Annotated in this window: 17 protein-coding genes and 1 pseudogene; 8 read left to right on the top strand and 10 right to left on the bottom strand. The window is 69.0% G+C overall.

Annotation, left to right across the window (positions count from 1 at the left end; all coding sequences use genetic code 11):
* Positions 1–81: 81 nt before the first annotated feature.
* The gene (locus AN215_RS24725) at positions 82–1,284 is read left to right on the top strand and encodes a PucR family transcriptional regulator (protein WP_171904271.1); all 1,203 of its coding nucleotides are present in this window, start codon (positions 82–84) and stop codon (positions 1,282–1,284) included.
* A gap of 159 nt (positions 1,285–1,443) precedes the next feature.
* Here the strand turns inward: AN215_RS24725 and AN215_RS24720 are convergent, their stop codons facing one another.
* The 6 genes from AN215_RS24720 to AN215_RS24695 all read right to left on the bottom strand — a co-directional run bounded on the left by AN215_RS24720 (position 1,444) and on the right by AN215_RS24695 (position 7,287).
* Positions 1,444–2,253 carry a class I SAM-dependent methyltransferase gene (locus AN215_RS24720; protein WP_245694696.1) on the bottom strand — a complete coding sequence of 270 codons (810 nt, stop codon included), beginning with the start codon at positions 2,251–2,253 and terminating at the stop codon, positions 1,444–1,446.
* Positions 2,250–3,875, bottom strand: a complete 1,626-nt coding sequence (locus tag AN215_RS24715) for a radical SAM protein (RefSeq protein WP_245694694.1) — start codon at positions 3,873–3,875, stop codon at positions 2,250–2,252. The genes AN215_RS24720 and AN215_RS24715 overlap by 4 nt, the downstream gene beginning before the upstream one ends.
* Before the next feature lie 2 nt (positions 3,876–3,877).
* Positions 3,878–4,360, bottom strand: coding sequence for a MauE/DoxX family redox-associated membrane protein (locus AN215_RS24710; RefSeq protein WP_171904270.1), 483 nt, complete (start codon positions 4,358–4,360; stop codon positions 3,878–3,880).
* A gap of 74 nt (positions 4,361–4,434) precedes the next feature.
* Positions 4,435–4,995 (bottom strand): SRPBCC family protein, encoded by a 561-nt coding sequence (locus tag AN215_RS24705; RefSeq protein WP_245694692.1) that lies wholly within the window; start codon positions 4,993–4,995, stop codon positions 4,435–4,437.
* Between the two features lie 727 nt (positions 4,996–5,722).
* A complete protein-coding gene (locus AN215_RS24700) occupies positions 5,723–6,820 on the bottom strand; it encodes an SPFH domain-containing protein (RefSeq protein ID WP_070010934.1) in 1,098 nt (365 codons plus the stop codon).
* Positions 6,821–6,849: 29 nt separating this feature from the next.
* Positions 6,850–7,287, bottom strand: a complete 438-nt coding sequence (locus tag AN215_RS24695; RefSeq protein WP_070010935.1) for an NfeD family protein — start codon at positions 7,285–7,287, stop codon at positions 6,850–6,852.
* Between the two features lie 271 nt (positions 7,288–7,558).
* Here AN215_RS24695 and AN215_RS30145 point away from each other — a divergent pair, with 271 nt between their 5' ends.
* The 6 genes and pseudogenes from AN215_RS30145 (at position 7,559) to AN215_RS24670 (ending at position 12,241) form a co-directional block, all read left to right on the top strand.
* A complete protein-coding gene (locus AN215_RS30145; RefSeq protein WP_070010936.1) occupies positions 7,559–7,888 on the top strand; it encodes an SDR family NAD(P)-dependent oxidoreductase in 330 nt (109 codons plus the stop codon).
* 517 nt (positions 7,889–8,405) lie between these two features.
* A complete protein-coding gene (locus tag AN215_RS24685) occupies positions 8,406–8,696 on the top strand; it encodes a DUF3040 domain-containing protein (RefSeq protein WP_171904269.1) in 291 nt (96 codons plus the stop codon).
* 12 nt (positions 8,697–8,708) lie between these two features.
* Positions 8,709–9,008 (top strand): annotated as a pseudogene (locus AN215_RS28885) (ATP-binding protein); the annotation flags it as partial.
* A gap of 99 nt (positions 9,009–9,107) precedes the next feature.
* Complete coding sequence (locus AN215_RS24680) at positions 9,108–10,073, top strand: alpha/beta fold hydrolase (protein ID WP_070010938.1); 966 nt, start codon at positions 9,108–9,110, stop codon at positions 10,071–10,073.
* A gap of 145 nt (positions 10,074–10,218) precedes the next feature.
* Positions 10,219–11,559 (top strand): TrkH family potassium uptake protein, encoded by a 1,341-nt coding sequence (locus AN215_RS24675; RefSeq protein WP_079123508.1) that lies wholly within the window; start codon positions 10,219–10,221, stop codon positions 11,557–11,559.
* Positions 11,552–12,241 carry a potassium channel family protein gene (locus AN215_RS24670; protein ID WP_070010939.1) on the top strand — a complete coding sequence of 230 codons (690 nt, stop codon included), beginning with the start codon at positions 11,552–11,554 and terminating at the stop codon, positions 12,239–12,241. The genes AN215_RS24675 and AN215_RS24670 overlap by 8 nt, the downstream gene beginning before the upstream one ends.
* 410 nt (positions 12,242–12,651) lie before the next feature.
* On the opposite strand, the gene AN215_RS28880 is transcribed toward AN215_RS24670, so the two are convergent.
* The 4 genes from AN215_RS28880 to AN215_RS24655 form a co-directional block, all read right to left on the bottom strand.
* Positions 12,652–13,179: a DUF2637 domain-containing protein gene (locus tag AN215_RS28880; RefSeq protein ID WP_245694690.1), complete on the bottom strand. Its 528-nt coding sequence runs from the start codon at positions 13,177–13,179 to the stop codon at positions 12,652–12,654.
* A gap of 279 nt (positions 13,180–13,458) precedes the next feature.
* Positions 13,459–18,108 carry a cation-translocating P-type ATPase gene (locus tag AN215_RS24665; protein ID WP_079123383.1) on the bottom strand — a complete coding sequence of 1,550 codons (4,650 nt, stop codon included), beginning with the start codon at positions 18,106–18,108 and terminating at the stop codon, positions 13,459–13,461.
* A 69-nt stretch (positions 18,109–18,177) separates the two neighbouring features.
* Complete coding sequence (locus AN215_RS29935) at positions 18,178–18,711, bottom strand: hypothetical protein (protein ID WP_070010941.1); 534 nt, start codon at positions 18,709–18,711, stop codon at positions 18,178–18,180.
* A gap of 188 nt (positions 18,712–18,899) precedes the next feature.
* Positions 18,900–20,228: a flavin monoamine oxidase family protein gene (locus AN215_RS24655; RefSeq protein ID WP_070011377.1), complete on the bottom strand. Its 1,329-nt coding sequence runs from the start codon at positions 20,226–20,228 to the stop codon at positions 18,900–18,902.
* Between the two features lie 488 nt (positions 20,229–20,716).
* Here AN215_RS24655 and AN215_RS24650 point away from each other — a divergent pair, with 488 nt between their 5' ends.
* Positions 20,717–20,986 carry an acyl carrier protein gene (locus tag AN215_RS24650; protein WP_070010942.1) on the top strand — a complete coding sequence of 90 codons (270 nt, stop codon included), beginning with the start codon at positions 20,717–20,719 and terminating at the stop codon, positions 20,984–20,986.
* Positions 20,987–21,005 lie beyond the last annotated feature (19 nt).

Here is a 21,005-nt window from a genome sequence, read left to right as displayed (position 1 = left end):
GAGTCGTTTGCGATGCTTCGTTGCGCTCCGTGCCTCCATAGCCGGTGGTGGTTCGTCACCGGACATAGCAAGCTGTCCCGTGTGCCGAAGGACGAGGAAGGGGACCGAACTTCCATGACGAGGGAGATTCCCCCGGACTCCACCCCCGATGCGCAGCTGCCTTGCCCGGCGGATCTCGCCCGGCGGGCGAGCCGGGAGGCGCGGGGCGTGCCGGGGCATCTCCTCGAGGGCTACCCGGCCATGCTGGCAAGGGTCAGCACGGGAGGGCGGCTCGGCCAGGACGAGCTCCGGCGACTGCGGGACACCGGTGCCCGCGCGGCCGAGCAGGACGTGCCCATGCGCGGCGTGATCGACCTCTACCTGAGTGCGACGTGGCTCGCCTGGCCCTCGTTGCCCGGCGTGCAGGCAGCCGCGGGCACGAATGCGCTGCGACACATCGGCGAAGCGGTCTTCCGTGCCACCGACGCTGTCATCACGGCGGTGGCGGAAGGGTACGAGGAGGCACAACGCTGGTCGCTGCGCCGGGAGGAGTCGTTCCGGCGCGAGTTCGTCGACGACCTCTTGGACGGGCGCAGGCTGGAGACCCTCGCGGAACGGGCCGAACGGTACGGCCTGCGGCTCGCGGGCAGCTATGTGGTGGTCGTGGCCTCGGGGCCGGAACGGTTTGTCGACGGCGGTCCGGTGACCCGTCAGATGGATTCCGTCATCGACCGCAATCCGACGAGCAGGGACGTCCTCGTGACGACCAAGAACGGTCTGCTCGTGTGCATTGCGCCCGAGGCGCGGGGGGAGGTGGAGGAGTTCGTCGGCCGCGTCACGGAGATGCTGAGGCCGGACGACCGCTGGCGGATCGGCATCGGCCGCCCACAGCGCGGACCCGGCGGGGCCGTGCGCTCCTTCGAGCAGGCCAGGCAGGCACTGCACATCGGCCAGAGGCTGCAACTGCCCGGTCACGTGCACCTGGCGTCCGAACTGCTCGTCTATCAGGTGCTGATCCGTGACAGAGCCGCGCTCGCCGACCTCGTAGAAGTCGTCCTCGAGCCGTTGCGCATGGCACGCACGCGTCCGGACACACTCTTGAAAACCTTGTCGGCGTACTTCGAAGCGGGCCGGGTAGCGACTGCCGCGGCACAGAAGCTGCACGTCGGAGTACGGACCGTGACCTATCGCCTCAACAGGATCGAGGCGTTGACCGGGTACTCTGCGTTCGACCCGCAACAGAGCTTCACCCTGCAAGTGGCCGTGCTCGGGGCACAGCTGCTCGGCTGGCCAGAGGACTCCTGAACCGGGTGCGGGCCTCACCGAGGCCGCCGGATGGCTGTCGCCTCCCGGGAACGCCGCTGCTGTCGCGCTGCCGGCCAGGACCGATGACGCGGGGCGAACGGGCCGCGCTTTCGGGCATCGCGTTCTCCTGGCCCCTCGCCCGACCAGGCGATCGGCCGGTCATGAGGACTTCACGGCGATGATGAGGGCGTAGCCGATGGCGCCTTCGGCGACGGCTGTTCGTGCCGCGCTGAGGACGGCTGGGGCGGCGTCGAGGTCGATGCCGCCGGCGGCGAGCTTCTCCGGTGCTGTCATGCGCAGCAGGTTGAGACGGGCCTCGATCTGGTCGATCATGCGCAGCATCGCCTGATCGTGGCGTTCGGTTCGCAGGGTTCGCAGACCCGCGGCGGCGAGGATCCGGGTGTACTCCGGGAGCGGGCGGGCGTCGGCGATGCAGGCGATGTGGGCGCCGAGACCGGTGAATTCGCTCGGGAGCCGTCCGGGGTCGACGGTGACGTCGGTGAGTCCCAGCCGGCCGCCCGGGCGCAGGACGCGGGCGAACTCGGTGGCGGCTTCAGCCTTGTCCGGAAAGGTGCACAGGGCGCATTCGCAGACCACCGCGTCGAATTCGCCATCCGGGCACGGCAGTTGCTCCGCATCCCCGGTGACGAAGCGAGCCGTCCGCGCAAGCCCGGCCCTGCGGGCTGCTTCCTGGGCGAGGGCGGTGTTGGCGGCTGAGTAGTCCACGCCGTCCACCCGGACGTCGTAGGCGCCGGCGAGGAGCATCGCGGTGGTGCCGCGGCCGGAGGCGACGTCGAGCACTCGCCGGCCCGGGGTGAGGGTGAGGGCGTCGGCGAGGCGGCGGGTGAGGGTGGTGCCGCCGGGGTGGTACGAATCGCCGAGCAGGAGGCCGACGACGTCCGATGAGTAGGCGGCGGCGCAGCACGCCTTCAACGCCTTCATCTCCTCGCCGGCCGGGTGCTGATTCATGGCGTGGACTCCTGTCCGGTGGCGGCCCGTGCGGTCTTGGATCCGTACGGCGTCGGCGCGAGCCGTTCCGCGAGCGGCAGCGCGTTGGGCACGACCTGGGCAACCGGGACACCGGACATCACTTCGCGGACCTGTTCGCGATAGCCGACGGAGTTGTATGCGCAGAAGGGGATGAGCCGCCCGTCGGGGGTGATCTCCTCGACGCAGCACTTCATCAGCTGTTTGACGTTCAGGGTGTAGGGGTCCTGGAAGTCCTGGACCACGATCATGAACGCTCTGTCGTTGAGGTCCTTGACGGCCTCGGGCAGGTCAATGCCGCAGGCTTCCTCGCAGTCCAGGGCTTGGGCGGTGGCGCGCAGCTTCTCCTCGGTCGTCTCCGTGCCCATGAACGCTGAGGCGGACCACAGCTTCTCCAGTGCCTCGCGGATACCGTCGTCCGGCATGACGCGGTTGGTGACGTAGTCGAGGTAGTCCTCGACTTGCAGCAGCCGGGGGATGGGAACGACGGTGCGGTTCCCCGGTTCGCCGTCCACCAGCAGGTAGGTGATGGAGCGGCAGGTAGGGAAGCAGCAGGGCACGGGGAAGAAGTCGCCCTTCTGGAACCACTGCGGCCGCTGGGCGTTGATCAGTCTGATCACGTCGGGGTTGGTGAGCCGGTTCAGCGGGTCGAACTGGACGTGTCGGCCGGAGTGGGTGACCGGCTGGAGAGCCACCGACCGGACGGCGGGGTGGTCGATGCCGAACTCGACGATGTCGCCGAGTTCGTGCTCGTTCAGTCCACGTTCCACGGCGGCGACGAGGGTGACGGTCAGTCCGGCCTCGGCGCAGTTGTCCAGGGCCCGCTGTTTGTGACTGCGCAGGTCCCGCCCCCTGATCTCCCGGTGGGTGCGCTCATCGAAGCCGTCGAACTGGAGATAGACGTTCACCGACCTGCCCGGCGTCCGGTTGCGTTCGGCCAGTTCGGCGACGAATCGTTTGTCGGTGGCGAGGCGGATGCCGTTCGTGTTGAGGTTCACGTTGCGGATGGGGCGGTCCTGAGCGAGGTCGACGAAGTCCAGGATGTGTTTGTGGATGGTGGGCTCGCCGCCGGAGAACATCACCACCTCCGCCTCTCCCTCGGATTCCACGAACACATCCAGCATCCGCTCGCACTGCTCGTGCGTGATCGAGTAACCACCCCCGGACTCCGTCCGGGAGGTGCCCCCAGGCTGGTGGCCGGAGTCGGCGAAGCAGATCGGACAGTCCAGATTGCAGCCGGTGTTGACCTCGATGATGCCGAGGCAGGCGTGCTGCTTGTGCTCCGGGCACAGTCCGCAGTCGCTCGGGCAGCCGTCCTTGACTTCTGTCTGGAAGGTGAGCGGGATGGTGCCGGGCTTGTTGAACCGTGCCGAGGACATGTACTCCTCGGCGTCCCCGTAGACCAGGGCCTCGAACGGCCCGTGCTCCTTGCAGCGTTTACGCAGATAGACCTTGTTCTCGCGGATGTTGATCTGCGCGTCGACGGGCGTCTTGCACAGCGGGCAGACGGACTTGGTGAACTCCACGAACACCTCGTCCCGTTCCAGCTTCCGTGGCGCGCCTCCTTCCTTCGCTGCGCCGGGTGCCTGTTCTGTCTCGTCCACCGTCATCCGTCGTCATCGCCTTTCCGGTTCCGTGACATTGCCTCAGCTGCTGCCACCGGAGGGGTCGCCCTCCGAGGCCGGGAGGGTCCGCTGTGCGCGGTGCGTAGCAGCACCGCGGCGTACAGGAGCATCAACGCGTCCTGCACCAGTACGAGCCATCCGAGGCGCTGGGACAGATACACGCCGAAGCAGCCGCAGTTCTCGACCGCCAACCCCCGGGCGAACGCCTGCACCGCGAGCGTGCTCCAGATGAGCGACGCCCCCGTGTACACCCACACCGGGACGATCGCCTTCGAGCGCGGGCGGGCCAGGAACCACACCCCGCACACCAGCTCTCCCGTGATCAACACCACGGCCAGGACGGCCCCTGCCGGGTTGTTCACCGGCCCGTACGCGGCGAGGATGCCCGGCATCTGCCCGAACGAGGCGAGCTGGCCGACAGCCATCGCCGTGAACACCGCGCCCAGCACCAATCGCAGCACCATGACAGGACGCTACGCCCGGAACGAGCCGAGAAGTGCAAGTCCGCTCATCAGAGTGCCCCGCCCCCAGCACTGCCCTATCGGCCTGGCCTTTCACTTCCGGACTGTGAGCGGCGCTCCGCTTCCTCCTTGACAGACGTCAGCGAGGCCGCGACCGTCTCCTCCCAGCGAGCGGCCACCAGTTGACTCCAGCGTTCCCCCAGGACCCATCCGTCGGTCTCCATCTCGCCCCGGTACTCCAGCTGCGTGCCCGATGCGTGCTGGGTGAGTTGAAACGACTCGACGACGGCCGGTACCGGCCCGCGCACCAGCCGGAAGCTGACCTGCTCGGGACGGGTGAACCGCACCGTCTCCACCGTCGTCGCCGTCAGCCGCCCACCTGCCACAGGGGTGAAGTGGGCGGCGAGGACCATGTCGCTCCCCCGCTCCAGCACCCGCACCTTCTCCCGCATCGCCCGAGTGGCACGCCCCAGATAGGGCTGGGCGATCACATCGAAGACCACCTCCCGGGGCGCCTGGATGCCGACTGTCTGCGGCCCGAGCGGGCGGGTTCGCCGGCCGACACCGACGTCCAGCGGCATCGCCCCGGTGACCAGCCCCCAGTACCCGGCCAGCACGCCGCCGCCCACAGCTGCCACGACCGCCAGCCGACTGCCCCACACCATCCCCGGCCCTTTCTCCCGCTCGGTCTGTTTGCCATGTGCAGAACGACGCTAAGGCCACACCCCTCGTGGTCCGGTGAGCGTGCTCACCTTCGGGGACGCGTCGGGTCGCTATCTGCTTACGCGACCAGTGCCGCGCCCCTCTGCGCACGGGTCAGCTTCCCCCACACCCTCTACTTCGAGATGGTGGACGAAGGCGCTCGTGTCTGCTTTCTCATCATCGGTACCAGCCATCAACCGGGACTGGACAAGCTGCTGGCCAGGCCGTATTAGTACGAACTCCACGTCTACCGCTACGTTTTCGAGCAGAGGGTCTTGGACCTCGTGGATAAGTCCTGGAGAAGAACATCACCCACGGCCGTTCATGATCGCCCGATTCGGTGATCCTCCGTGGCCCGGGCACGGAAAGTGATCCAGAACCACGATTCAAGCGCCGCCGAGAGCGACTCATCTGGCGACCGGTGCGGCTCAGGATCCCGACGAAGGCGTGGCGTGGTCGGCGACTGACGACGGGGAGAGGGTCATCGTGCACAGCAGTCGGCTATGAGGGGCGAGCATCGAGGCCGCACGGACCGGGCCGAGGCGCAGGAACGGACGACGGCCGTCCATGCCGCCGCCTGACCTGGGCCGGGCCGGGCCGGGCCGGGCCGGGCCGGGCCGGGCCGGGCCGCCAAATGTTTCTGGCGGCAGCCGAGGGTTGGGCTCATTCGCCGGGCGTCTGCCCTCGGCTCGGCGCCTGGGGCGCCCTCGCGGCCTCGGCCTCGGCCTTGGCCTCGTTCACCGCCGCGGCGGCCTGCTTCGCGGCCTCGTCAGCGTCAGGCGAGAGCGTCGAGCTTTCCTCGAGCCCTGGAGTCCCGCCTTTGTCCGACGTGTCGTCAGCGTCGGAAGTGGTTGCTTCCTCAGGTTGCGCAGGTTGGCGAAGACCCATCGTTGACTGATCTCCGAACGCGCTGGTGACGGTGCGAACTGCCTCGGTCAGCTCCCCCGGGATCACCCAGAACGTGTTGTTGTCGCTCTTCGCCAGGTGCGGGAGTGTCTCGAGATACTTGTAGGCCAGGATCTTCGGGTCCGCATTGTTGCGATGGACGGCCTGGAAGACGCGCTCCACCGCCTTTGCCTCGCCGTCCGCCCGCAAGATCATGGCCTGTTGCGTGCCCTGTGCTTCCAGGATGTCCTTCTGCTTCGTGCCTTCCGCGGTAAGGACCTTGGCTTGCCGCTCTCCTTCGGCGTGCAGGATGGCCGCGCGCTTGTCACGCTCGGCTCGCATCTGCTTCTCCATCGCCTCTTTGATGGTGTTCGGTGGATCGATGGCCTTGATCTCGACGCGGTTGACCCGGATGCCCCACTTGCCGGTGGCATCGTCGAGGACGGCGCGGAGCCGGCTATTGATCTCCTCACGTGAGGTGAGCGTCCCCTCCAGGTCCATGCTGCCGATGACGTTCCGCAGCGTTGTCACGGTGAGCTGATCGATGGCCTGCAGGTAACTGGCGACTTCGTAGGCCGCTGCCCGCGGGTCAGTGATCTGGTAATAGAGCACGGTGTCGATGTTGACCACGAGGTTGTCCTCGGTGATCACCGGCTTGGGGTCGGACGAATACACCTGCTCGCGCACGTCGAGTTTGGTGTTGACGCGGTCCGCCACCGGCAGGACGAAGTTCAGGCCAGGTTGTAGCGTCCGGCGATACCGGCCGAACCGCTCGATGTTGTAACGGCGCGCCTGCGGGACGATTCGCACGGTGGAGGCCACGAGGAAGACGACAACGATCGCCGCCACAAGAATCGGGATGACGACCGGGTCCATACTTCCTCCGTTGCTATGTGTTCAGCCGTTCATGGAAGGAGTTCGCGGGGGTAGACGATGGCTGTAGCGCCTTCGATCTCCATGACATCCACCAGCGCTCCCACCGGGATCACATGGCTTTCATCGAGGACGCGGGCGGACCAGTCTTCGCCGGAGAGCTTGATCAGGCCGCGGGTCGCGGTGACCTCCTGCAGGACCTCGGCCCGCTTGCCGATCAGCGCATCGCTGCCCTCTTGTGCGATGGGTGACTGGGCCATGTGCCGCAGCGCGACAGGACGGACGATGATGAGGCCCGCTGCCGCTGCCGCTCCGAGGGCCACGAGCTGGCCAAGAATGCCGATGCCCACGCCAGCGACCACGGCGGCAACCAATGCAGCGCCTGCCAGCAATCCGAAGACCAGCGTCAGAGTGAAAAACTCCGCGGTACCAAGCGCCGCGGCGGCGAGCAGCCATACGAACCACGGCATGGACTCAGCCTCCCTCAGAGGGATTCGTCCACCAACGTACCTCCCGAAACGCCGAGCAGAACAGACTTGTCCCGCCGGTTGCATGGAACGCATCCCTGAACCGCTCCGGGTTCGGCCTGATCTTGATCGCCGATTCGGTGACCCTCCGTGGCCCGAGCACGGAAAGTGATCCAGAACCACGATTCAAGCGCCGCCGACAGCGACTCTTCTGGAAAGTTCTTTGATCCAGGATGCCGCAGTGCAACCGGCGCACACCTCACCCCGGGAACCCATGACCACGGTACTGATCAGCGGAGCCAGCTCCGGCCTCGGAGCCGGCTGCGCACGCCAATTCGCGGCACGCGGAGCCGATCTCGCCCTCGTCGCCCGCGACAAGACCCGCCTCAAGGCCACAGCCGACGAGCTGCGCTCCCGTTACGGCATCGAAACCGAGGTGCTCGTCGCCGATCTTCTCCAGAAGGACGGCTGCGCACGAGTCGAGGCCCGCCTCACTCGCGGCCGCTCTGCCGCGCCGGGCGCCCACGTACCCCGTCCACGTCCACAGCGCCGGGACGCTGCCGGCGGAGTGGATCGACCCGGTGGCGCTGCGGTTGATGAGTGAGACCGGTCTGTCTCCGGGCCGTGAATTCCCAAAGCGCTCACACACGAGGTGGTCGCCGCAGCGGACATGGTCATCTCTCTGGGCTGCTAACGACGCCTGCCCCGTCCTGCCCGGGCGCAGCTACTCCGACTGGGGCCCTGCCCGACCTCAAGGGCCTGGACGTCGAAAGCTCGCGATCGGTACGGGACGCGCTCACACGCCGCGTGGAGAAGCTGGCCGAGGAACTGGGATGTCGGGCAGCCGCCCGACGCGCTGCACCACGACCCCCGAGACCCCCCACCGCCGGCTCGGAACTGTGACCCACGCTGCCGGCTACGTGTGGCGGCGCTACTTCCTGCTGGCGTGACCACGGGCGGACAAGGTCCTGACGGTGCTCCGCCGCTCACATGGGACCTTGCCCCAGACCGCCGACCGGAGGACGATGGCGTCGCCCGATCGCACGCTGAGGATGGCGCCAGGCGCCCGCGAGCAGCGGTGCGATGCAGAGCGAGACGTTCATCGCCCGATTGGAGTGGTGGTGTCGAAACGCGAGAGGCGCGCCCTGACGGCGATGGAAGCTGTCCCTGTGGCCCATGACCCGCGCTGGGCGAAGCAGTTCACCGACAACTATGGGCAAGGCAGCTGGGGTTGGCGTAGCACTCCGGTGCGGCTCACGACCCTGCTCTGGCTCGCGTTCCTGTCCCTCGGGATCGTGACCGAGAACCCGGTGGTGGACGCGGCCGTCATGGTCGCCTTGTTCACGGGTCCCGTGGCGGCGCTGCTTGTTCAGGCCCGGCGAGATGCGGACGCCGGTTCTCCAGCCCCCTGATCACTGCATGGCATCACCCGCTACGGCCGCGTCGACCTGCTCTGCATCGACGAGCTGGGCTACATCGAACTCGACAAACGCGGCACCGACCTGCTCTTCCAGGTCCTCACCGAACGCGAGGAGAAGGCCAGCGTCGCCATCGCCTCCAACGAGAGCCTCGGCCGCTGGACCAACACCTTCACCGACCCCCCCCTCTGCGGCGCCATCGTCGACCGGCTCACCTTCAACGCCAGCATTGTCGAAACCCGCAACGAGTCCTACCGCATGGCCCACACCCGAGCCCGGGAGGCCACCGAACCCACCTGCCCGTAGTTCCGCGGTCCCAGTCCGATCAGGACGAACCGGTTCGGCGGGACCAGTCACCAGCCGGGAGCAGCGGCTCCTGCTCATCAGCGAGGTGGAGGAGGAAGGATGCGTCATGCCGACTGGGGGGTGCTGTCCCCGCGGTGGGCCGGGATCCGCAGCCAGGCGATCGACGTCTGCGGAACCAGCGTGCATTACCTGAGCGCCGATGCCGGCCGGGCGGGACCCACCCATCTGCTGATCCACCCGATGGCGGGCAGCGCGTCGATGTTGCTGGACCTCATCGCACCGTTGAGCACGCTCGGGCCGGTCATCGCCCCCGATCTGCCGGGAACGTTGTTCGGCCACACCGGCTCGCCGCACCCCCGGGCGGCCAAAGCCGCGCCGAACGCGCGCTTCATGAGCGCCTTCGCCGCCCGGCTGGGCGTCCAGGACGCGGTCGTCCATGGTTGGTCCATGGGTGCGCTTGTGGCGGTGCTGTTCACCGGTTCGGCCCCCGAGCGGGTCGGACGGGTCGTACTCGCGGCTCCCGCACTGCCCGGTCCGCTGCCCGCCGGCGAGGTGCTGTTCTGGCGCACCCTGGGCAGGACGGGCCTGGCCGTCGGCCCACCGGCCGCGCGGGCCGTGCTGCGCCTGACCGGTCGACGCTTGCTCGACCTCAAGCTGAAAATGGTCACCGCCTCGGGCAACCGGTCGGGCGGCGAGGCCGTCGGCGGCGACCTGTCGTGGTTGTCACCGGAGATGATCGCGCTGCTGAACGCCGAAGTGCGCGGCGCGCAACCGCAGCGGCTCGGGGACGCCGTCACGGCCTTCGCCTCGGTGACATCGGCCTTGTTCATCGACCAGCGGCCCATCCACCGGGCGATCGCCGCCGTGAACGCGCCCGTGCTGCTGCTCTGGGGTGACCAGGACGCCCTCATCTCCCAAAGCACGATCGACGATCTGGCCAGACGCCGACCCGACTGGGAACGGCGTGTCTTCGCGAGGGCCGGGCATCTGCTGCCGCTGGAAGCGCCAGACGGCTACGTCAAAGCAGTCGGCCAATGGCTGGCCGCTGGGGAAGACTTGCCCTGATCATTTGCGTTCGGCCGGTCTGCCCCGAACCTGGCGACGGCGGCGGGCGGACGGCAGATTTGCCGTGCCCGGGAAGGTGTGGGGTCGTCTATCGTCTCCCAGTGCGAACAATCGGGGTGTCCCGCGCAGCGGAGGTCTTGTTGTGGTGACGGGGCGGTGGCCGCGCCTACGGCATCCGGCGCAGGTGGTCGTTGCCGGCTTCGCGGTGGCGATCGCGGCAGGAACCGGTCTGCTGATGCTGCCAGTGGCCAAGGCCGGGGTGGGCGGTGCTGGTGCGCTGGAGGCGTTGTTCACCTCCACGTCCGCGGTGTGTGTGACCGGTCTGGTCGTGGTGGACACCCCGAGCTACTGGAGTGGATTCGGGCAGACGGTGATCCTGACGCTCATCCAAGTGGGCGGCTTCGGCATCATGACCTTCGCCTCCGTGCTGGTTCTGCTGATCTCCAATCGCATCGGGCTGCGGGCGCGCCTGACGGCCGCAGCGGAGACCAAGACCCTGGGCCTGGGAGATGTCCGCGCGGTTGTGACCGGTGTGGTCAAGGTCAGCCTGCTGGTGGAGGCGGTAACGGCGCTGGTGCTGGCTCTGCGGTTCGGCACCGGCTATGACGAGCCCTTGCCGCGGGCTGTGTGGCTCGGCGTCTTCCACGCCGTCTCGGCATTCAACAACGCCGGATTCGCGCTGCACTCCGACAGTCTGATGGGCTTCGTCACCGATCCCTGGATCTGCTTGCCGATCGCGCTGGCCGTCATCACCGGCGGACTGGGCTTCCCCGTTCTGTTCGAGCTTCGCCGTCGACTCCGGAAGCCGCCCGAATGGTCCTTGCACACCAAGATCGTGCTGCTGGCCACTGGTGTCTTCCTTGTCAGCGGCAGCGCCTTCATCACGGCGATCGAATGGTCCAACCCAGCCACCCTGGGCACCCTGAATGTGCCCGGAAAACTGCTGGCCGGATTCTTCCAGGGCGTCATGCCGCGCACCGCGGGGTTCAACAGCATCGACACCTCCGAGATGAACCCGGCCAGCTGGCTGGGCACGGATGTGCTGATGTTCATCGGCGGCGCCAGCGCCGGCACCGCTGGTGGCATCAAGGTCACCACCTTCGCCGTGCTGTTCTTCGTCATCTACGCAGAGATCCGTGGCGAAGGCGCGGTCAACCTGTTCCACCGCAGGGTGCACAGTGACCTTCAACGTCAGGCCTTGACCGTGGTGCTCCTGTCCGTGGCGGCGGTCGTCACATCCACTCTGGTATTCATGGTGTTCACCGACCACAGACTGGACCAGTCACTGTTCGAGGTCACTTCCGCCTTCGCCACCGTCGGACTGTCCACCGGCATCACCGCCGACCTGCCTACAGGTTTGCAGCTTCTACTGATCGCGCTGATGTTCATCGGCCGGCTCGGCCCTATCACCGTCGCGTCCGCGCTCGCCCTGCGCCAGCGCGTTCGCCTGTATGACCTTCCCGAGGAGCGACCCGTCATTGGCTAGAAAGACAACCCCGAGGAAACGGCGCGGCGGCCCGGGGAACTCAGTCGTTGTCATCGGCCTGGGCCGCTTCGGCCGCGCCCTCGCCCTAGAACTCGTCGATGAAGAAACCGAAGTCCTCGGCATCGATGAGGACGCTGAGACCGTCCAGACCCTTTCCGGTGCCCTCACGCACACCGTGCGGGCGGACTCCACCAAGGAGGACGCCCTGCGCCAGTTGGGCGTCCACGAGTTCGACCGCGCCGTCGTGGCCATCGGCACCGACCTCGAGGCCAGCATTCTCACTACTTCGCTGCTGATTTCCTTCGGTGTCGAGAACGTCTGGGCCAAGGCCATCAGCGAAGCCCACGGCCGAATCCTCACCCAGCTCGGCGTCCACCACGTCGTATACCCAGAACACGACATGGGCCAGCGCGTCGCCCATCTCGTACGGGGCCGCATGCTCGACTACATCGAATTCGAAGACGACTTCGCCATGGTCAAAACGAACCCGCCCGGCGACATCATCGGCCTCCCCCTGTCCAGCAGCGCCGTCCGCTCCCGCTACGGCATCACAGTCGTCGCCATCAAACGCCCCGGCCAAGGCTTCACCTACGCAACCGCGGAAACCACGGTGGAAGCAAACGACACCATCATTGTCGCGGGTCGAACCCGGGAAACCGAACGCTTCAGCGAACTCCGGTAGGGCAGGCGTCGCCGGCTGCACCGCCGTACGCCGTCGACCGGCTGGAGCCCGTCTTGCGCCGCATCGAATACAGCCCCCCACGGTCCGAGTAGCTGACTGCAAAGGGCCATTCCCGGCCGCATTTACCGCCGTCCGCTCGGCGTTGCAGTAGACGGCCCAGCTGTTGACGTCGGTGCGATCTGCCGAGCTCCTCCACTGATTCCCACTGACCGTTCTGCCGCCATCGGGCAAGTACTGCTCATCCGTAGTTGTTGGTGCCCGCCACACGGTCCAACTCGGCACCCGTCGGCATGCGCCCACGAGATCGCTCGCGTTGGAAGTGGGACCACATGGCCTGCTCAGCCGTGGGCCGAGACTCCGCCGGCCGGACAGCTCCTGCCGACACCGCCTCACCCAAACCAATCTGCCCATCAGCGAGACCTGCACTCACAGCCGTTGGCTCGGCCTCGGCGAAGTCTGGTGGGCCAGAGCGGTGAGCGAGAAGCTCCACCGAGAGCAACAAGGCAACCGGCGGCCACCCGGCAACCAGGACCTCCCGCCAACCGAGAGTGGGCGCAGCGGCGACGTTGGCGGCCAGTGACACCGCGATCCCCAGCAAGAACGCCACCAAGACAGCGCATTGCATTCTTCGGCTGACGTTTGGGCCGGGTTTTAAGCAATCCGACAGTCGCCAGTAGTAGCAAGCCGTCGACAGACAACGGCCAGAGGGCCGCGCCTACTGCATCCGCCCCACCCCGCAACGCGAAGTCACGCTGGTGCTCATACGAGGAATACGCAGCCACGGCGGTAACGATCAGTCCGCCGCCGCGCCGCGCCCAGACGTCCAAAGCAACCCTCTGCGATGACCCGCCAACGCCCTCCGCCCCACCGGGTGCACTCACGGACTGGCGGCCCCCTCGCTGTGCAGACCGGACAGACGGGGCAATCGGACGGCTCATCGGGCATCACCGCCCCGGCGGCGGCGCCTGGGCACCTCAACGGTTGCAGAAACCACCAGCTCACGACGGGTACGGATACGTGTAGATGCTGTCGGAATCGCCCCGGGGGTACTTCGCAGCGATCAGCGTGGATGAGCCGCTGACCTGCAAGGGCCCATGAAGAAGAGGGCGGGAGTCAGTGCAGCTGACTCCCGCCCTCTCTCTGTCTTTCACCGATCCCGTCCCGTACGCGACCCACCGTCTGAGCCCCAGGAGCACGACGCCGTGGCGTGGCCCTGCTCAGCGCGGCGGTGAGTGAGGCGGGCGTCGTCGGAGAAGGCTCAAGGGGCCAGAGCCGTCCCGGGTGTGCAGTACGGACCCCAGCCGTGATGTGAGGCGTGAGAGCAACTCGTCGGCCTGAGGCACCAGTCGGGGCCCCACCGAAGAAGTCCCGATGGCAATGGCCACTCCTGCCCAGGCCACGGGGCCCAAGGGAGTGCACCCGAAGAAACGGCTGACGGCGGGCGTCTGGACGAGGGCGACGAGAACGGCGGCCGTGCTGATGACCGTACCGAGGACCAAGGGGCTGTCGCGGCGTCCGGCCACGGTCTGGGTGAGCTGGGCACCGATCACGCCGCACATGGCCATGGTGCTGGTGCGCTGTGCCGATCCGGGGGTGAGACTGCCGGCCAGCCAGGCCGTCGCCGCGCCGGCTCCGGTGATCAGACCACGCCGGCGGATCTCGTGTGTGAGGGGCTCCCCCAGGTTGACGGGACTCGCGGCGTGCGTCTCGGTCAGGGTGTCCTCCGAGGCGGAGCCCTGGTCGTGAGGCGTGACCGCGATCGCCATGGCCGGGAACATGTCGGTGAGCAGGTTCACCAGGAGCAGCTGGCGCGCGGAGAGCGGTGACGTGCCGGAGAGCAGTGTGCCCAGTACGGAGAAGCCGACCTCGCCCGCGTTGCCGCCGAGCAGGATGCTGATGGCGTCGGCCACGTTGCGCCACAGGGCGCGGCCTTCGGTGATGGCGTCGATGAGCACCGAGAGTTCGCTGTTGGTGATCACAAGGTCGGCGGCATTGCGTGCGGCCGCTGAACCGCGCGCGCCGATGCCGATCCCGACGTCGGCGGCCCGGATGGCGGCGGCGTCGTTCGCGCCGTCCCCGACCATGCCTACGACGCGTCCCCCCTCCCGGAGCGCCTCGACGACCTGGAGCTTCTGTTCGGGTGCGACGCGGGCCACGACGCCGCAGCTCTTGAGAACGCGAGCCCGCCCCGCCCGGTCGAGCGCGGCCAGGTCGTGGCCCGTGACCACCGTGACGTCGGAGGGCCAGCCGAGGGCGATCGCCATGCACCGGGCGGTCTGGGGATGGTCGCCGGTCAGCATGACGGGACGTACGCCTGCCTCGGTCAACCCGGACACGAGCGGGGCGGAGCTGCCGCGTGGGGTGTCGGCCAAGGCCACGAACCCGATCAGTTCCAGCAGTTCGAGCGGCTTGTCCAGGACATCGGCCGCCTCGTTCACGCCCAGGGGACGCTGGGCCACGGCGAGCAGCCGCAGCCCCTGGGCGGCGAGGGCGTCTGCCGTCTCGACCGCAGACGGGTCCGCATCGGGGCAGCAGGGCAGTACGACTTCCGGCGCGCCCTTGACCACCAGCGTTTCGTCACCGTGAGCGCCCCTTCCGATGGCGGCTGCGAACCCGCGGCTCGACTCGAAGGGCTCGGCCCGCACGGTGGTCCACGCGGTCTCACGCGGGGCGGCTGCCAGGACGGCCTCGTCGGTGGCATGGGCGTGGACACCCGCCCCGTCCGCGGCGGCCGGGCATGCACGGGCGGCGATGCGAAGGACCGGGAACGCCCTGGCGTCGGCCGCCTTGTGATCGTCACCGCTCGCGGTGACGACACTGACGACCCGCAGCTTGTTCTCCGTGAGAGTCCCGGTCTTGTCGAAGCAGACGGCGTTGACGCGGCCCAGCGCCTCCAGGCTGCGCGGCGTACGGACGAGGACACCGAGCCGGCTGAGACGCCGTGCGGCGGCCATCTGTGCCACGGTCGCCACCAGGGGCATGCCCTCGGGTACGGCCGCAACCGCGACGGCGAGTCCGCCCTGGAGCGCCGTACGCATCGAACGTCCGCGCAACAGGGACAGACCGGCGACGGCGGCACCGCCCGCGAGGGTGAAGGGCAGCACTCGCCTGGTCAGCCTGTGCAGTCGTGCCTGCACTCCTGCCGAGATGGGGACCCGGGCGGCGAGGGACGCGGCACGGCCGGCTTCCGTCTGGTGGCCGGTGCCCACGACCACGGCCCGCGCGCAGCCGGCCACCACTGTGGTGCCCTCGAAGACCATGCAGCTCCGGTCGGCGAGTGAGGCACCCGGGACGGCGGCCACATGTTTGGGAGTCGGCAGTGACTCCCCGGTCAGCGAGGATTCGTCGACCTCGCATCCGTCGACGTCCAGCAGCCGCGCGTCTGCCGGGACCACGTCGTTGACGTGCAGCTCGATCACTTCGCCCCGCGCCAGGCCGGCGGCTTCGACGACGGATACCTCACCGGTCGACGGATCGAGCCGTCGGGCCATCTGCCGCTGCTCGGTGACGAGCGCGAACAACGCCCTCTGCGCGCGCAGCCGCTGGGCCCCGCCGACCAGGGCGTTCAGCCCTACGGCGCCGAGGACGAGGTAGGCGTCGACCGCCGATCCCAGCAGTGCCGACGCGGTGGCGCCGACCACCAGCACGGGCGTGAACGGGTCGTCGAGTTCGGCCCACACGGCGCGGGCAAGCTGGACCCCCGTCCGTACGGGCGCAAGGAGCGGGTACGCGGCCATGTCCCGCGCGAGACGGCCGGCAAGACGTCGTGTCACCGACAATCCCCTGGGCGCGGTGGGTGGCGCCTTGCGCAGCCGAGCCATGACCTCGTCCGGAGGCAGCGCGTGCCAGGGCACTCGCGGTTCGGGCCGTGGTGTCGTTCCGGCGGCCACGACCTGCGCGGCGGCCCAGCCCCACGTCAGGGACGCGGCGGTGGCGACGGTGACTGGACTGAGACGTACTTCGAGGGAGGCGGGCGACTGCCGCGACCGTGCTTCCCGGGTGAGTACCAGCAGTTCGGAGAGCGCGGCGCCCGCCTCCGCGAAGAACTTGCCCCATCCGCTGACCGCTCGGGACGGGGTCACCGCGGACAGCAGCCGCCAGACGCCTTCCAGCCCGCGCAGGGACAGCAGGTCGGCGCCCCAGGCGACGGCACTGCCCTCGTCGGTGACCGCAACGGCGATGTCGCCACGGAGCAGCCCGTCGATGACGTCATGGGCGGAAGGAGCCCGCTCCGGTTGTTCAGCCCTCCGGTCGTGCGGGACTCGCGCCACGGTGAGGACCGTACGGCCCTCGTCCTGGAGAGCGGCGACGGTCCCGGCGAACGGGACTTCCCCCGAGGTGAGTTGATCGGCCAGGGTGCCGAACTCGCCGAGGCCGTGCTCGTCGACCACCACGACGTGCAGCCCCGCCCGGCGGGCCGCGTCCAGCGCGGCCTCGGCCATGGGCTCGACTTCCCAGCCGACCAGGACGGTGCCCACATCCCTGCCGAGCAGCGAGGCGGTCATCAGCCCCGCCTCCGACTTCGTCTCATCGGGCACCGGACGAAGTACGAGGGGTGGCTCGGCGGGTGGTTCAGCCCCGCCCTCGGGAGCGCTGAGGGTCTTCATGGCCGCGTGCCACAGCCGGCCATGGTCCCAGCCCGTCGTGCCCGGATGGACTTCGAGCACGGTGCGGCGCGTGCTGCGGAGTGCTCCGGAGTGCAGCACCACGGTGTCCACGAGTTCCAGACGGCGGAGCCTCGCGGGATCGCCGACCAGCATGTCCTCCTGCGCGAGGGCGGCGGCGAGCACCGCGGTGAAGGCCGCGGGGCCGAAGCGTGCGGCCTTGGGGACACCGGCCAGTACGGTCTCCGCCGCCTTGTCGACGCTACGGGTGAACAGAAGCGTGGCGAGGGCACCGCCCAGCATTCCGTTGACGGCCGTGTCCGAGTACGACTCGTCCGGGCATGTCCGAAGTGCCGGGCGCACGGTGGCGCCTTTCGCCACCGTCGGGCGGTCCGGAGTACAGAGGGTGTCGTGCACTGCCTCGAACGTCCCGAGCTGCGCCAGTGACCGCACCAACTGCGTGGCCCGCAGCGCGGCGTCGAGCAGCAGAGGCCCGGGTGACTGGGCGAGTCCGCAGACTGCCGCCTGGGCCGCTCCCAGGAGCAGGTCGCTCGCGTCCGAACCCAGCAGACGGCCCAGTGCCGCACGTACTCGCGAGTCCTCACGCAGGAGCGAGACTGACGCCACCAGGGCTTCGGGCGCGCGCGCCGGAAGCACCGCCCGCCCCGCGAAGACCGTGGCGATGCCTGCCGCGTCGAGCGCGAGCGCGGCAACCTCGACGCGCGCGTTCCTGACGTCACCCGGGTGGCCGTGCTCCGGCGTCCGTTCGCCGATGTGTTCAAGCCCGTGCTCGGCCGCGATTTCGGACGCCCTGTCGGCCACCCGCTCGCAGGCCGCGGCCTCGACGGCCCTGACGATCACGCACTCCAGGCCGCCGTCCCAGTAGGCGAGCAGCACATCGGGGTGCTCGGCCAGTTCGGCGGCCACCTTCTCCGCGGCGGCCTCGAGTCCTTCCGCCGTGCCCTCCGGTGCGTCACGCGGGTACCGCAGCCCCAGGTGCATCCGGGACCCTGCCCGCCACTGACCGACCCGGGGCGTCAGCGCGTCACGGGCTACCGACCCGAACCGCCCGGCGGACACGCACACTTCCGTCGCACCGCTCAGCGCCTCATGCGCACCGGCGCTCGCAAGCCTGCCCGTCAGGCGCGCCGCGGCGGCCGCCGGCGGCGTGACCCGGCGAGTGGTCCTGGCAGGCACGGCCAGAACGCTCTGGAGAAGTGAGGAAGTCAGCCTGGGCAGCCCGGCCAGCACTCGAAGCAGCATTCCTCACCTTCGCGGGGATTCCGTGCGGGCGTGGGGGACGGGACGGTCGTCACGGCGGGCAAGGAGGGCTCAGGTCTTCTTCTGTCCGCCGGCCTTCGCACGCGAGGCGCTCGTGGTGCTCTTGGCGGTCCTCTTGCCGGTGCTCCTGGCAGTCCTGCCGGCAGTGCTCTTGGCGGTTCTCTTGGCAGTGCTCCTGCTCGATGCCTTCTTCGCCGGGCGCGAGCCGCCGGCCGACCTGGAGGCAGCCTTCTTCGCAGTCCGCTTCTGCGTCCTGGCGCCGCCGGTGTCAGCGGTCCCCGCGCCGTCCATGTCGGCGGGACGCGGCTGCGTCAGCCACACCGCCGCGGCGCCCACCACGGCTACCGGCCACTCGACGACACCGGCCACGCCGAGGATCCCCGCCCCCGTGTACGCGGCAACGCGGCGGGCTCCCGGCGAAACGATTCCGACGGTGTTCAGCATGTCGTCGAAGACCCCTCTGGCACGCTCCGCCCCGGGGACGCTCTCGGCGGCACTTCTCATCGCCCGCACCGGATGCGCGACCGTCTCCTGAACCTGCTGCTGCGTGCCATCCGAGCGCTTCGAACTGGAACGGTCAGGCATGGGAACTCTCCGTCCTCGAGAAGGGTGAGGTGTTCCTGAGGGGTGCAACACAGCTCACTCTTCGTACCCTTACCTGGACGAATGGGACCGGCAAGCCCGGTGCGTCCTCATGCGGCCGGGCGAGGTAACCGGCCCCCGTACTCCGGCCTCGTTCCGCTGTCGGAGCCGCCCGCCGACGGCGGCGGCCCTCAGCCGTCGGCCCAGGCGTCCTCGACCGGGACGGGACGGCCGAGGACGTCGGACGCGGCGCGGTGGCCGGAGCGCAGCGCCGCGTTGACCGTGGCCGGGTCGTCGGTCCACGTCGCCTCGCCCGCGAGATGCAGCACGCCGCCCACCGGGGTGGCGAGAAGGTCGTGGTCCTCGGGCGCCGAACCCACGGTCATGTACGCGTACGACCCGCGCGAGCAGGGGTCGTCCTGCCACGAGGTCACATGCACGGAGGTGGGGTCCTCGACGCGGTCGCCGTAGAGCCGGCGCAGTTCGCCGAGGACCGAGTCGACGGTCTGCTCCTGCTTCCATCCCCGCGTCCTCTGCGCGGCCGGTCCGGCGGCGAACGTGAGGAGCGTCGGCACGCCGTGTACGGCGGTGAGGTCGTACCAGGAGTGCCACCAGACCCCGTCCGGCCCTTGCTGACGGACGGCGTACACCTGGTCGTCCCAGAACTTCGAGGGGAAACGGAGGAAGACCTTCTCGAAGGCGTTCATCTCAAGGCGTGCCAGCGCACCGGCCACCGGTTCGGGCAGCGGGGGTTCGATGCTGAACTCCGCGGACTTCAGCACCCCGACCGGGACGGTCACCACGGCACGGTTCGCCGTGAACACACCGTGAGCGGTGGTGACTTGGACGCCGTCGGACGACCAGCGCACCGAGGTGACGACGTGCCCGAGCCGGACGTCGAGTCCCTTCGCGAGGTGCGTCGCGAGGGCGTCGTATCCGTCGGGGAAGACGACCTCGTCGCCGTCGATCGAGTCGTCGTCGAGTCCGTGCGCGTCGAGGTCGTCGATCCAGACGCCGTACTGCTCCTCGGTGCGGTGGCGCAGGTGCTCCCGGACGCGCTCGGTGCGTTCCGCCCCCCAGCCCTGGGCGGCCAGGGCCGCCTCGGCGGCCTCGCCGTACGAGCGCCCCGGCGCCATGGCGGCCACGACGCGGGCGAGTTCGGCGTCCACCGCGCCGATGTCGGCCACGAAGCGCCGCACTTCGTCGTCGGTGAGACGAACGCCCGAGGGACCGTAATACGCGATGGGACGGCTGTACGGCTGGTACCCGCCGACCGTGAACTCCGCGGTCCGCAGCCCGAACGCGGCTGCCGCCTCGGCGACCGGGCTGCCGGTGACCCCATGGATCCAGGACGCGCCGAGATCGGTGACGACCCCGCCCTCCCTGTCGCTCCACACCCGTCCGCCGACGCGGTCACGAGCCTCGAGCAGGACGACTCGCCGCCCGCTCCGGGAAAGCAGCCGGGCCGCGGTCAGTCCCGCGATGCCCGCACCCACGACGACCGTGTCGACTCGGTCCATCGCGCCCACCCCCTTCTCCTCGCGCTTCGCACGGCGCGTCCGCTCAGCGTAGTGAGCGGTGCGGCTTCTCCTCACCGGAGATCCGTGCGCCGGACCACCGGCGTCGGGACGCGCTCGCCCAGCGCTCGCGCACGTCACCCTGGCAACCCCGGTGGCCGGTCGCCACCACACAAGCACATGGCACAACTTCACGCAGATCTGACATCGACAGCCTTGCGGCAGCCCCGCCCGCTGAAGAAGCTTGCTACTAACTTCCCCTGCAGTGCCTCGCGTTGCAGCACGGAAGGTGTGTGCCCCCCTCCGCGGTCGGCGCTGCGTTACGCCAGCACTCGCTCACGCAGCTCGGCCGCGCCTTCTCCGGCACACGCTCGCGTTCCTCCTCCCACAGCCGACGTGCGTGCCGCCCGGCCTCGATACCGAGGGCGGGCGGCTGCTCTGTGACGTGCGTCCTGCGCGGGAATCCCAACCGTCGACCAGAAGGGCCTCACATGTCCGAGCGGGAATTCACCCTCGCCGATCTCAAGCGCATTCTGTTCGAGGGGGCCGGCGCAGAGGGCGCCGCCCTGGACGGCGACATCCTCGACACCAGCTTCGACGCGCTGGGATACGAGTCGCTGGCCCTGCTGGAGACCGGTGGCCGAATAGAGCGTGAGTACGGCATCACCCTCGGCGACTCCGTCATCACCGACGGCGCAACGCCCCGCGCCCTCGTCGAAGCCGTCAACGCGCAACTCGCAGTCACCACCACGGCAACCTGAGCCGCCGCGGAGCGGCTCG

The sequence above is a fragment of the Streptomyces abyssalis genome, from assembly GCF_001751365.1.
Taxonomy (GTDB): Bacteria; Actinomycetota; Actinomycetes; order Streptomycetales; family Streptomycetaceae; genus Streptomyces; species Streptomyces abyssalis.
Note: the sequence above shows the minus strand (reverse complement) of the source record. Positions and strands in the feature narration are given on the sequence as shown.